This window comes from Amycolatopsis sp. PS_44_ISF1, from assembly GCF_032335455.1.
GTDB lineage: Bacteria > Actinomycetota > Actinomycetes > Mycobacteriales > Pseudonocardiaceae > Amycolatopsis.
Genome location: NZ_JANUXO010000003.1, coordinates 499,951 through 512,204, shown reverse-complemented (window position 1 = coordinate 512,204; position 12,254 = coordinate 499,951). Strand labels below are relative to the sequence as shown.

At 74.0% G+C, this 12,254-nt stretch carries 10 protein-coding genes; 1 reads left to right on the top strand and 9 read right to left on the bottom strand.

Annotation, left to right across the window (positions count from 1 at the left end; genetic code table 11):
* Positions 1 to 139 precede the first annotated feature (139 nt).
* Positions 140 to 574, top strand: a complete 435-nt coding sequence (locus NYF13_RS28665; protein WP_315661005.1) for an OsmC family peroxiredoxin — start codon at positions 140 to 142, stop codon at positions 572 to 574.
* Positions 575 to 667: 93 nt separating this feature from the next.
* On the opposite strand, the gene NYF13_RS28660 is transcribed toward NYF13_RS28665, so the two are convergent.
* From NYF13_RS28660 to NYF13_RS28620, 9 genes are all read right to left on the bottom strand, one after another.
* The gene (locus NYF13_RS28660; RefSeq protein WP_315661003.1) at positions 668 to 1,504 is read right to left on the bottom strand and encodes an NAD(P)H-binding protein; all 837 of its coding nucleotides are present in this window, start codon (positions 1,502 to 1,504) and stop codon (positions 668 to 670) included.
* Between the two features lie 81 nt (positions 1,505 to 1,585).
* Positions 1,586 to 2,449: an FtsQ-type POTRA domain-containing protein gene (locus NYF13_RS28655; RefSeq protein ID WP_315661001.1), complete on the bottom strand. Its 864-nt coding sequence runs from the start codon at positions 2,447 to 2,449 to the stop codon at positions 1,586 to 1,588.
* Positions 2,446 to 3,864 (bottom strand): UDP-N-acetylmuramate--L-alanine ligase, encoded by a 1,419-nt coding sequence (murC, locus tag NYF13_RS28650; protein ID WP_315660999.1) that lies wholly within the window; start codon positions 3,862 to 3,864, stop codon positions 2,446 to 2,448. The genes NYF13_RS28655 and murC overlap by 4 nt, the downstream gene beginning before the upstream one ends.
* Entirely contained in the window at positions 3,857 to 4,981 is a 1,125-nt protein-coding gene (murG, locus tag NYF13_RS28645) for an undecaprenyldiphospho-muramoylpentapeptide beta-N-acetylglucosaminyltransferase (protein ID WP_315660997.1), read from the bottom strand. The genes murC and murG overlap by 8 nt, the downstream gene beginning before the upstream one ends.
* Positions 4,978 to 6,468, bottom strand: a complete 1,491-nt coding sequence (gene ftsW / locus NYF13_RS28640; RefSeq protein WP_315660995.1) for a putative lipid II flippase FtsW — start codon at positions 6,466 to 6,468, stop codon at positions 4,978 to 4,980. Before ftsW ends, murG begins: the two co-directional genes overlap by 4 nt.
* Positions 6,455 to 7,861, bottom strand: coding sequence for a UDP-N-acetylmuramoyl-L-alanine--D-glutamate ligase (murD, locus tag NYF13_RS28635; protein ID WP_315661263.1), 1,407 nt, complete (start codon positions 7,859 to 7,861; stop codon positions 6,455 to 6,457). Before murD ends, ftsW begins: the two co-directional genes overlap by 14 nt.
* 18 nt (positions 7,862 to 7,879) lie before the next feature.
* Entirely contained in the window at positions 7,880 to 8,962 is a 1,083-nt protein-coding gene (gene mraY / locus NYF13_RS28630; RefSeq protein WP_315660993.1) for a phospho-N-acetylmuramoyl-pentapeptide-transferase, read from the bottom strand.
* A complete protein-coding gene (murF, locus tag NYF13_RS28625) occupies positions 8,959 to 10,494 on the bottom strand; it encodes a UDP-N-acetylmuramoyl-tripeptide--D-alanyl-D-alanine ligase (RefSeq protein WP_315660991.1) in 1,536 nt (511 codons plus the stop codon). The genes mraY and murF overlap by 4 nt, the downstream gene beginning before the upstream one ends.
* Positions 10,491 to 12,035 (bottom strand): UDP-N-acetylmuramoyl-L-alanyl-D-glutamate--2,6-diaminopimelate ligase, encoded by a 1,545-nt coding sequence (locus NYF13_RS28620; RefSeq protein WP_315661262.1) that lies wholly within the window; start codon positions 12,033 to 12,035, stop codon positions 10,491 to 10,493. Before NYF13_RS28620 ends, murF begins: the two co-directional genes overlap by 4 nt.
* Positions 12,036 to 12,254: the final 219 nt, after the last annotated feature.

The following is a 12,254-nucleotide window of genomic DNA, read 5'->3' as shown; positions in this document are numbered from 1 at the left end:
GTGACCAGCAGTTCTGCGACAGGATGAGGTGACTGGGCCACCAAGCGATGACGCGGTGTGCGTCGATAACTTGCGCACAATGTAATTGCGCGCTACTTTACCGGAGGCATCGACCGCAGAACCTCCGGAGGAGAAACCCATGCCCAGCCGTGACGCGACCACCCACTGGACCGGCGGATTGTCGCAGGGCCGGGGCGAGGTCACGCTCGACTCGTCCAACGCCGGCACGTTCGGCGTGTCCTTCCCGACCCGCGCCGGGAACCCCGACGGGCAGACCAGCCCGGAGGAGCTCATCGCCGCCGCGCACTCCGCATGCCTGGCGATGAACCTCTCCGGTGTGCTGGAGGCGGAGAAGCTGGAGGCCGAGTCCCTCGACGTCTCGGCCGAGGTCACCCTCGGCCCGGCTCAGGGCGGCGGCTTCGAGATCAGCGGCATCGCGATCACCCTGCGCGCCAAGCTGGACGGTGTGACGGCGGAGGAGTTCGCCGAGCTGGCCGCCACCGCGGAGAAGACCTGCCCGGTGTCGAAGGCGCTGTCGGGCACCACGATCAGCCTGGACGCGGCCCTCGCCTGACGTCCCCCGCGAAGCCCTCCCCCCCGGTGCACCCGGCCGGGAGGGCTTCGCGCGGTCCGGCTCAGTCGCGGAAAGTCTTGGCGGGCAAGGGTTTCAGCCGCCGAACGCCGCCACGTTGGCCACCGCCCATTCGGCGTAGGTGGTGCCGGGGCGGCCCACTAGCTCCTCGAACACCCCGGTCGGCTCCGGCCGCTCGGCCCGGCTGTCCGCGAAGCCATCGAGCATCCAGTCGGCGATCAGCGGGGGAATTCCCACCGACACCCACTCGGCCCGCTGCTCGGCCGGGGTCAGCTCCACGAACGGCAGCTCCCGTCCCAGCGCCGACCCGATCGCCGCCGCCATCTCGCGCCGCGTGACCGTCTGCGGTCCACTGAGGACGTACGTCCGCCCGCTGTGCCCGTCGGTGACCAGCACCTGCGCGGCGGCCGCGGCGATGTCACGGAGGTCGATCGGCGTCTGGACCGCGTCGCCGTAGGCCGACCGCACCACCCCGGACTCCCGGACCGACGGCGCCCAGCCCAGGGTGTTGGCCATGAACATGCCGGGCCGCAGGAAGGTCCGGTCGAAGCCCGCGGCGCGCACCGCCCGTTCCACGGCCGCGAACTCGTGCCCGCTCGACCCTTCGTGCTCCTGGCCGACGCTGGCGCCGGACAGCGCGACCACCCGCGGGATCCCCGCCTCGGCGGCCAGCTCGCAGAACCGCGTCACCGTGCGGCCCATCGGCGCCAGGTAAACCGACTCGACCCCGTTCAGCGCCGCCGGCAGGGTCGAAGGACGGGCCAGCGAACCGACCACCACCTCGACCCCGCCGGGCAGCGCCGCCCGCTCCGGGTCGACGGTCAGCGCCCGCACCGGCGCCCCGCGCCCCAGCAGTTCGTCCACCACCAGGCGGCCGACGTTGCCGGTCGCTCCCGTCACCAGGATCGTCACGCGTTCCCCATTTCTTCGTATGACGTACGGAAATAAATATCGTACGCCCTACGGAGAAGGTTCGGCCAGTACGGAGACCGGTCAGGAGGAAATGGTCGGCAGCTCCGGCGCCGACACGTCGTAGACCTTGCCCGGCTGGGTGAGCAGGGCGGCGAGGACCTTGGCCTTGCGATCGGTCTTCTCGGCGTTGCCCCAGCGGACCGTCTGACCGCCGGCCAGGGTGAACTCGACGCTGGCCGGGGTCTGGGCCGTGGCCGTGGTGACCTGCTTGAGCATGGCCTGCGGGATCACCCCGAGCACCGCCGTCACCGCCCGGGTCACCGGGTCGTCGACCGAGACCTTGGGCAGCTTGAGCTCGGGCAGCCCGGCCGGGCGGTCCCGGACCGTCTTGAACACCACGCCGCCGCCGTCGACCAGGTGGATGCCGTCACCGCCGGGGCCGCTGTCGAAGAAGGCGATGGCCGTCCGCTCGGTCACCGCGATCTCCACCGTGTTCGGCCACGAGCGGGAGACGTCCACCGTAGCGACGCCGGACATCGCGGCCACCCGGTCACGGATCTCGTCGGCGTCGACCCGCAGCATCGGCTGGCCGGCCGGGACCGCCGCGGTGGCCCGGATCTGGTCCGCCGAAACCTGTTTCGCGCCCTGCACCGCGACTTCGTGCACACCGAGCACCGAGCTGAAGAACAGGAAGTACACCGCCGCGACGACGGTGAGCACCGAGAGCAGCGCCACCCAGCGGCGGCGGATCTCCGTGCGCCGGCTGGGCCGGGCCCGCACGGCGGACGCCGAGGAGGCCGCGGCCGGGCGCGTCGCGCGGCTCGAGCGGGTGCGGCGGCGCTCCGCTTCCGAGCGCCGCCCCCGCCGCTCCCGCGCCAGGGCAGCCCGGTCCCGCTCGCCCTGCTCGGGCTCGGGCGAGCGGCGGTGCTCCCTGGTCGGGCTCATGCGCCGGCGGTCCGGGAGTCCAGCTGGGCCAGGATCTCCGGACCCAGCTGCGTGACGTCGCCCGCGCCCATGGTGACCACCAGGTCACCCGGCTCGGCCAGGTCGGCGACCAGGCGGGCGGCGGCGTCGAAGGCGGGCTCGTACCGCACGGAGCCCGTGACCCGGTCGGCGATCAGCGCGCCGGTGACCCCGGGAACGGGCTCCTCGCGCGCGCCGAAGACGTCCAGCACCACCACTTCGTCGGCCAGCGACAGCGCTTCGGCGAACTCGGGGGCGAAGGTCTGCGTGCGCGAGTAAAGGTGCGGCTGGAAGACCACCAGCACCCGGCCCTCCCCCGCGGCGGTCCGCACGGCGCGCAGCTGCGCGCCGACCTCCGTCGGGTGGTGGGCGTAGTCGTCGTAGACCCGGACGTCGCCCGCGCGGCCCTTGAACTCGAACCGGCGGCGCACCCCGCCGAACGCGGCCAGCCCGTCGGCCAGCCCGGCCACCGGGGCGCCCAGCTCGAGCCCGGCCAGCAGCGCGGCGATCGCGTTGAGGGCCATGTGCTCCCCCGGCACCGCGACGCGGATGTCGCGCTCCTCGCCGTCCAACGCGATCCGCACCACCCCGCCGTCGGGCGCCGGGCGGTAGCCGAGCACCCGGGCGTCGCCGGGCCCGCCGGCGGTGCGGCCGTAGCGGCGCACGCGCACGCCCCCCGCCTCGGCCTCGTCACCCAGCTCGGCCGCGCCCTCGTCGTCGGCGCAGACGATCAGCAGGCCGCCCGGTTCGATCCGGGCGATGAACTCGGTGAACACCCGCACGTAGGCCTCGGCCGTGCCGTGGTGGTCGAGGTGGTCGGGCTCGACGTTGGTCACCACCGCCACCGCCGGGGTGTAGGTCAGGAACGAGCCGTCGCTCTCGTCGGCCTCCGCGACGAAGACGCCGCCCTCACCGTGGTGGGCGTTCGCGCCGGACTCGTTGAGGTCGCCGCCGATCGCGAACGACGGGTCCATCCGGCAGTGCTGCAACGCCACGGTGAGCATCGAGGTGGTCGAGGTCTTGCCGTGCGTGCCGGCGATGCAGGCCACGCGGTGCCCGGCCATCAGCCCGGCCAGCGCCTGCGCGCGGTGCAGCACCGGGATGCCGCGCTCGCGGGCCGCGGCCAGCTCCGGGTTGGTCTCCTTGATCGCGGTCGAGACCACCACCGCGGACGGCGGCTCGGCCAGCGCGTCCAGGTTCTCCGCCCGCTGGCCGACGAACAGCTCGGCCCCCTGCGCGCGCAGCGACAGCAGGGCGCGGGACTCCTTGGCGTCCGAGCCCGAGGCGAACGCGCCGCGGGCCAGCAGGATCCGGGCGATGCCGGACATCCCGGCCCCGCCGATCCCGATCAGGTGGGCGCGGCGCAGCTCTTCCGGCAGCCGCGGGGATTCAGGCACCGGCCGCCTCCAGCACGATCTTGGCCAGCGTCTCGTCGGCCTCGCGGTGCCCCAGCCCGACCGCGGCCGCGCTCATCGCCGCGACCCGGGCGGCGTCCACGACCAGCGGCACGACCAGCTCGGCGACCTTGCCGGGCGAGAGGTCGGCGTCGAGCACCACCAGCGCGGCCCCGGCGTCGACCGCCGGCTGCGCGTTCACCGCCTGCTCGCCGTTGCCGTGCGGCAGCGGCACGAACACCGCGGGCAACCCGACCGCGGACACCTCGGCCGCGGTCATCGCGCCCGAGCGGCACACCACGACGTCGGCCGCGGCGTAGGCCAGGTCCATCCGTTCCAGGTAGGGCACCGGCACGTAGGCCGGGCGGCCCGGGAACTCCTGCACGGCCAGGGTGTTCTTCGGCCCGTGCGCGTGCAGCACGCCGACGCCGGCCTCGGCCAGCTCCTTGGCCGCGCCGGCCACGGCGGCGTTGATCGAGGCCGCGCCCTGCGAGCCGCCGAACACCAGCAGGGTCGGGGCGTCCGGGTCGAGGTCGAAGAACTTGCGGGCCTCGGCCCGCAGCGCGGCGCGGTCCAGCGTGGTGATGGAGCGGCGCAGCGGGATGCCGACCACCTCGGCCCGGGGCAGCGGCGTACCGGGCACGGCGACCGCGACCCGGGCGGCGAACCGCGCGCCCACCTTGTTGGCCAGCCCCGGCGACTGGTTGGCCTCGTGCACCACGATCGGCGTCCGGCCGCGCGCGGCCAGGTAGGCCGGGAGCGCCACGTAACCGCCGAAGCCGACCACGACGTCGGCGCCGACGCGCTCGAGCACCTCGCGCGTGCGGCGCACCGAGTCGCGGACCTTCAGCGGCAGCCGCAGCAGCTCCGGCGTCGGCTTGCGCGGCAGCGGAACCGGCGGGATCAGCTCGAGCGGGTAGCCGCGGGCGGGCACCAGCTTGTTCTCCAGGCCGCGCTCGGTGCCGAGCGCCACCACCTTCGCGTCGGGGCGCAGCCGCAGCACGGCGTCGGCCAGCGCGAGCGCGGGTTCAATGTGTCCTGCGGTGCCACCTCCGGCGACCACCACCGTCGGCACCTTGCCGACGGGTGATCGCCCGGCTCCCTGGACGGGCTCGCTCACCAAGTACCTTTCCGGTTCGCGGTGCCCCTGGCCCCGCGGTTCGCTGTTGTCCGCGCCGCGCTGGTCCGCGCGGTGGTGGTCCGCCGCACGGGCTGCCGGACCGTCCGGCGGCGCTCCTGCGCCGGGGCGGGCCGGGCGGTGCGCGGCGCCGGCCGGGCGGCCTTCGCCCCCGGCCCCGGTCCGCGCGCGGCCTGTCCCTTGCGGGTGGCCGGGGGGCGGTACGGGTCGGGCGCGGGCAGCCTCAGCAGGCGTCCGAACTTACCCGGGCCCTGCGAGCGCAGTGCGGCCACCGCCTCCGGCTCGTGCCGGGCGGCGTTGGCCAGCACGCCCATGATGAGCATGGTGATCACCAGCGAGGTGCCGCCGTAGGAGATCAGCGGCAGGGTGACGCCGGTGACCGGCAGCAGGCCGACCACGTAGCCGATGTTGATCGCGGCCTGCGCGACCAGGAACATGGTCAGCGTGCCGGAGACGATCCGGATCCACGGGTCGATGTTGCGGGTGGCGATGCGCAGGCCGACCACGGCCACCCCGGCGAACAGCGCCAGCACCACCGCGCAGCCGACGAACCCCAGCTCCTCGCCGATCAGCGCGAAGATGAAGTCGTTCTGCACGTTGGGCAGGTAGCCCCAGTTGGACGCGCCCTGGCCGAGGCCCTTGCCGAACAGCCCGCCGTCGGCCAGCGCGAGCTTGGCCTGGTTCGCCTGGTAGCCCTCCGTGGTGAGGTCGGCGCTCGGGGAGAGGAAGGACAGCACCCGCACGAGCCGGTACGGGGCGATGATGGCCAGCACCAGCACCCCGGCCAGGCCGCCCGCGAGCAGCACCCCGAACAGCCGTTTCGGCGCGCCCGCGAACCACAGCAGGGACAGCAGCACCACGGCCAGGGTGATCGTGCCGCCGAGGTCGGGCTGGAGCATGACCAGGGCGAACATCAGCAGCGCGACCGGGACCACCGGCACCAGCAGGTGCCGCCACTGGTGGATCAGGTTGTACTTGATCACCAGGATGTGCGCGCCCCAGAAGGCCAGCGCCACCTTGGCCGTCTCCACCGGCTGGAAGGTGAACACCCCGAGCTTGAACCAGCCCTGCGAGCCGTTGACGGTCGAGCCGAGCGGGGTGAGCACCAGCAGCAGCAGGCCGAGGCAGACCACCACCGTGGTGGCCGACATCCGGCGGATCCGCTCCAGCCGCACCCGCAGGCCGAACCAGAACACGATCGAGCCGATCGCGACGAACAGCAACTGCCGGGTGAACATCGAGTACACGCCGCTGCCGGTCTTCGGGTCGTAGGAGGCGACCGAGGACGCGGACAGCACCATGACCATGCCGATCACGGTCAGCACCCCGGTCAGCGCCAGCACCAGGTGGAACGAGGCCAGCGGCCGCGACAGCCAGGCGGTCAGCGCCGAGCGCAGCGCCACGAACGGGCTCTCCTTGCGCCGCCGCCGCGGCCGGGCTTCGGTCTTCTTCTCGTCAACTGCCGTCATTCGAGGCCCCCGCCGCACCGTCGGCCAGGACGCGCACCGCGCTCGCGAACGCGTCTCCGCGCGCGCCGTAGCTCGGGAACATGTCCAAGGACGCCGCGGCGGGAGCGAGCAGCACCACGTCTCCCGGGCGAGCCATCGCGCTGGCCGCACTCACCGCCGCAGTCATGGGCTCATCGTCACCCGGGTGGAGGCGGTTCACCGGGACATCCGGCGCGTGTCGCGCGACCGCGGCGGCGATCGCGGGTGAATCCACCCCGAGCAGCACCACCCCGCGCAGCCGTCCGGCGATCGAGGCCACCAGTTCGTCCACCGACGCGCCTTTGAGCTGTCCCCCGGCGATCCACACGACGCTGGCGTGCGAGCGCAGGGAGCCCGAGGCCGCGTGCGGATTGGTCGCCTTCGAGTCGTCGACGTAACGGACGCCGCCGACTTCGGCGACCTCGGAGGCGCGGTGCGGCTCCGGCCGGTAAGCGCGCAGACCCTGGCGCACGGCCTCCGGACCGGCGCCGTGGGCCCGGGCGAGCGCGGCGGCGGCCAGCGCGTTCGCCACGTTGTGCGGACCGGCCGGGCGCACGTCGGGCAGTGTGGCCAGCTCCTCCGCGCTGGTCGCCGGGTCGGCGACGAAAGCCCGGTCCACCAGCAGGTCCTCGACCAGGCCGAACTCCCCGGCGGCCGGGGTGCCCAGCCGGAACCCGACGCGCCGGGCGGAGGCGGGCGCGTGCTGCTCGGCCAGGCGGGTGGACCACTCGTCCTGGGCGTTGTGCACGACCACGCGCGAACGCGCGTGCACCCGGCCCTTGGCGGCGGCGTACTCCGCCATCGAGCCGTGCCAGTCGAGGTGGTCCTCGGCCAGGTTGAGCACCACCGACGCCTCCGGCGCCAGCGTGGAGGACCAGTGCAGCTGGAAGCTGGACAGCTCCACGGCGAGCACGGAGTGCCCGGCCCGGACCGCGTCCAGCACCGCGTAGCCGACGTTCCCGCAGGCCACGACGTCGGACCCGGCGGCGCGCAGGATCGACTCAAGCATGCCGACGGTGGTGGTCTTGCCGTTGGTGCCGGTGATCACCAGCCAGGACGGCGGGTGCTCGCGCCGCTGACCGACCCGCCAGGCCAGCTCGACGTCGCCGATCACCTCGATCCCGGCCGCGGCCGCGGCGACCAGCAGCGGGGAGCTCGGCCGCCAGCCGGGACTGGTCACCACCAGCGCCGTGCCCGGCGGGGGCTCGGCCAGCCCGGGCACCAGCTCCGCTCCCAGCCCGGACAGCTCGGCCAGCCGCTCGGCGTTGCCGTCGGTGACCGTGACCCGCGCGCCCAGCTCGCGCAGCACCGGGACCACCGACTTCCCGGTGACCCCGGCGCCCGCGACGAGCACGGGCCGGCCGTCGAGGTCCAGTGCGGCTCGCGACAAGGCCTAGCTCCCGAGGCCGAGCTGCTCGCTGTAGAACAGCCCGAGGCCGAACATGCAGCAGACCGCGGACAACAGCCAGAACCGGATGATCACCGTGGTCTCCGCCCACCCGGCCAGTTCGAAGTGGTGGTGGAAGGGCGCCATCCGGAACAGCCTTCGCCGCGTGGTCCGGAACACCGCGATCTGGGTGACCACCGAGATCATCTCGACCATGAACAGCCCGCCGATGACGATGGCCAGCAGCTCGGTGCGGGTGGTCATGGACAGCCCGGCGACCAGCCCGCCGAGGGCCAGGGAACCGGTGTCGCCCATGAAGATCTTGGCCGGCGCGGCGTTCCACCACAGGAAGCCGACGCAGGCCCCGGTGGCCGCGGCGGCGACCACGGCCAGGTCGAGCGGGTCGCGCACGTCGTAGCAGGCGGGCGCCGGGGACGGCCAGCAGGACAGCCGGGCCTGCCAGAACGAGATCACCACGTAGGTCGCCAGCACCATCGCGGCGGCGCCCCCGGCCAGGCCGTCGAGGCCGTCGGTGAAGTTCACCGCGTTCGACCAGCCGGAGATCACCACGTAGCAGAAGATCACGAACACGATCGACGGGAACGTGATCAGCGCGAGGTCTCGGGCGTAGGACAGGCTCTGCGACGCCGGGGTGAGCCCGTGCTCGTCGGCGAACTGCAGCGAAAGCACCGCGAACACGACGGTGACCACGAGCTGGCCGACCAGTTTGGCGGTCTTGTTCAGCCCGAGGTTGCGCTGCCGCCGGATCTTGATGAAGTCGTCGAGGAAGCCGACGACCCCGAGGCCCACGGCCAGCATCAGCACCAGCAGCCCGGACGCGGACGGGGCCGCGCTGTGCGCGTTGCCGAGCCAGCTGACCAGGTGCGCGACGAAGTAGCCGACGACCATCGCGATGATGATCGCCACGCCACCCATGGTCGGGGTGCCGCGCTTCGACTTGTGACCCTGCGGGCCTTCTTCACGGATCTCCTGCCCGAAGCCCTGCCGGGAGAAGACCCGGATCAGGTACGGCGTGAGCAGGATGGAGACCAGCAGGCCCGCCGCGGCCGCGATCAGGATGTTGATCACGCGTGACCACCGTTCGAGCGTTCGGAGGAGGGGGAAGGGGAAGCGGGTGGGGCGGTTTCCGGGGGATCGGACGGCCGGGGATCGGCCAGCAGGGCCTCGGCCACCCGCCACAGGCCGGCCACCTTGGACGCCTTGACCAGCACGACGTCGCCTGGCCGGAGCTGCTCGCGCAGCAACGCCACAGCCGCCCCGACGTCCGGCACCAGCACCGACTCCTCGCCCCAGGAACCCTCCTGGAACGCGCCCTGGTGCAGGGCGGCGGCCTCGGGGCCGACCACCACGAGCTTGTCGATGTTGAGCCGGACGACCAGCCGGCCGAGCGCGTCGTGCTCGTTCACCGCGTCCGGGCCGAGCTCGCCCATCACGCCGAGCACGGCCCAGGACCGGCGCCCGTTCGCGCTCATCGAGGCGAGTGCCTTGAGCCCGGCGCGCATCGATTCGGGGTTGGCGTTGAACGCGTCGTTCAGCACGGTCACGCCGTCGGCCCGGGTGGTGACCTCCATGCGGCGGGCCGAGCGCCGCTGCAGCGCGGACAGCCGCTCGGCGATCTGGGCCGGCGTGGCCCCCAGCTCCAGCGCGACGGCCGCGGCGGACAGCGCGTTGCCGACGTGGTGCTCGCCGTGCAGCGGCAGCGCCACCTGCGCGTCCCCGGCCGGGGTGATCAGCCGGAACGACGCCCGGGCCTGCTCGTCGAGGGTGATTTCGGCGGCGCGGACCTGGGCCGAGGCGGTCTCCCCCACCCCGACGACCCGGGCCGAGGTGCGGCCGGCCATGGCGGCGACCAGCGGATCGTCCAGGTTGAGCACGGCCACGCCGGTTTCCGGCAGCGCCTCGACCAGCTCCCCCTTGGTCTGCGCGATGCCCTCGCGCGAACCGAACTCGCCGACGTGCGCGCTGCCGACGTTCAGCACCACGCCGATCTTCGGCGGCGCGATCGCGGCCAGCTCGGCGATGTGCCCCGGTCCGCGGGCGGACAGCTCCAGCACCAGGTACTTCGTGTCGCGGCCGGCGCGCAGCGCCGTCCACGGGTGGCCGAGCTCGCTGTTGAACGACCCGGGCGGCGCGACCGTGGGGCCGAGCGGCTCCAGCAGCTGCGCGATCACGTCCTTGGTCGAGGTCTTGCCCGAGGAGCCGGTGATGCCCACGACGGTCAGCCCGTCCGCGGTCAGCCGGTCCACCACGTGGCGGGCGAGCTTGGCCAGCGCGGCCAGCACCGCGGCGCCGGAGCCGTCGGTGTCGCCGGCCAGCGCCACCGAGCGCTCGTGCGCCTGCCCGGCGGGCAGCGGCGGCACGACGACGGCGGGTGCGTCGACCTCCCGCCCGGCCAGCACGGCGACGGCACCGGCCGCCACCGCCTGCGCGGCGAAGTCGTGGCCGTCCACGCGCTCGCCCGGCAGGGCGATGAACAGCCCGCCCGGGCCCAGCTCCCGCGTGTCGAACTCGACCCTCCCGGTCACCACCGGGGATCCGTCGGTCCCGTGCAGCCGGCCGCCGACGACGTCGGCGATCTCGGCCAGGCTGAGCTCGATCACGCATTCACCTCGAGATGCTCGCGAATGGCGGCCTCGAGCTCGTCCCGGTCGGAGAACGGGTGCACCACACCCCGGACCTCCTGGCCGGTCTCGTGGCCCTTGCCGGCGATGAAGACGATGTCGCCCGGGCGGGCGAGCGAAACGGCGTGGGCGATGGCTTCGCGGCGGTCGCCGACCTCCAGCACCTCGCCGCCCCGGGACGGGCCGGCGCCGCGGGCGCCCGCGAGCATCGCCGCGCGGATCGCGGCCGGGTCCTCCGAGCGCGGGTTGTCGTCGGTCACGATCAGCACGTCGCTGCGGCGCGCGGCGGCCTCGCCCATCATCGGGCGCTTGGCCGTGTCGCGGTCGCCGCCGCAGCCGAGCACGGTGATGATCCGGCCTTCGGTGCGCGCCCGCAGCGCGTCGAGGCCCTGGGCCACGGCCGCGGGCTTGTGCGCGTAGTCGACCACCGCGGTGAAGTCCTGGCCCAGGTGGACCCGCTCCATCCGGCCCGGCACCTCGACCGCGGCCAGACCGCGGACGATGTCGGCCGGGTCGATCCCGGCGCTGCCCAGCATGGCGGCGGCGAGCACCGCGTTGGCCACGTTGAACGCGCCCGGCAGCGGGATCCGGGCGGCGGTGGCCGGCCCGTCCGGACCGTGCAGGGTGAAGGTCTGCTCCCCGGCCGGGGTGGCCTCGATGTCCGAGGCGCGCCACCGCGCGTCGGTGCCCGGCTCGATCGAGACGGTCACCGTCTGCGGGGTGAGCAGCATCCGGCCCCAGGAGTTGTCCACCACGACCACCTCGGTGGTGGCGCGGCCGTCGAACAGCAGCGACTTGGCCGCGAAGTACTCGGCCATGTCGTGGTGGAAGTCCAGGTGGTCCTGGGAGAGGTTGGTGAACGCGCCGACCGCGAACCGGGTGCCGTTGACCCGGCCCAGCGCCAGCGCGTGGCTGGAGACCTCCATCGGCACGTGCGTGACCCCGCGCTCCAGCATCACCGCGAGCAGCGCCTGCAGGTCCGGCGCCTCCGGGGTGGTGAAACCGCTGGCCAGGCGCTCGCCCGCGATCCGGGTCTCCACCGTGCCGATCAGCCCGGTGCTCAGCCCGGCCGCGCGCAGCCCGGAGTCGACCAGGTAGGAGGTGGTGGTCTTGCCCGAGGTGCCGGTGACGCCGAGCACGGACAGCCGCAGCGAGGGCTCGCCGTAGATCCAGGCGGCGATCTCGCCGAGCGCGGCGCGCGGGTCCGGGTGCACCAGGACCGGCACGCCCGCTTCGCGCACCGCGGGCCGCTCGGCGCCGGCCGGGTCGGTGAGCACCGCGGCGGCCCCGGCGGCGGCGGCCTGGGCGCTGAAGTCGGCCCCGTGCGCGCGGGCGCCGGGCAGGCCGGCGAACAGGTCGCCGGGCCGCACCTGCTGGGCGCGCAGGGTGGCTCCGGCGACGGCGAGGCCGTCCGCGCCGGGGTGGTCGGCGGCGAGCCGCGCGCCCGCGCGGGCGAGCAGGGTGGCCAGCGGCACCGGTTCGATCCGGGCCGGGCGCGGCGGGGCGGGGACCGCCTTCACCGGGCTGCCCGGCGGCGCCGGGGCCGCCGGCTCGCTCTGGGACTGGGACGAGGACACGGACACGCCCGAGAGGTTACCGAGGTGGCATCCGGGTGACCCAAGGCGGTACGGCCAAAGGGTGCGCGAAGGGGCCTTGTGCTAAAGGAGCTCGAGCAGACCCTTGCGGCGCAACGATTTCCGGTGACGCCACCAGCCCATGTGGACTATCCCGGCCGGAAC

What these genes read in the sequence shown, in the direction of transcription:
- NYF13_RS28665 (WP_315661005.1), top strand. Translation starts at nt 140, where the DNA reads ATGCCCAGCCGTGACGCGACCACCCACTGGACCGGCGGATTGTCGCAG.
- ftsW (WP_315660995.1), bottom strand. Translation starts at nt 6,468, where the DNA reads ATGACGGCAGTTGACGAGAAGAAGACCGAAGCCCGGCCGCGGCGGCGG.
- NYF13_RS28655 (WP_315661001.1), bottom strand. Translation starts at nt 2,449, where the DNA reads ATGAGCCCGACCAGGGAGCACCGCCGCTCGCCCGAGCCCGAGCAGGGC.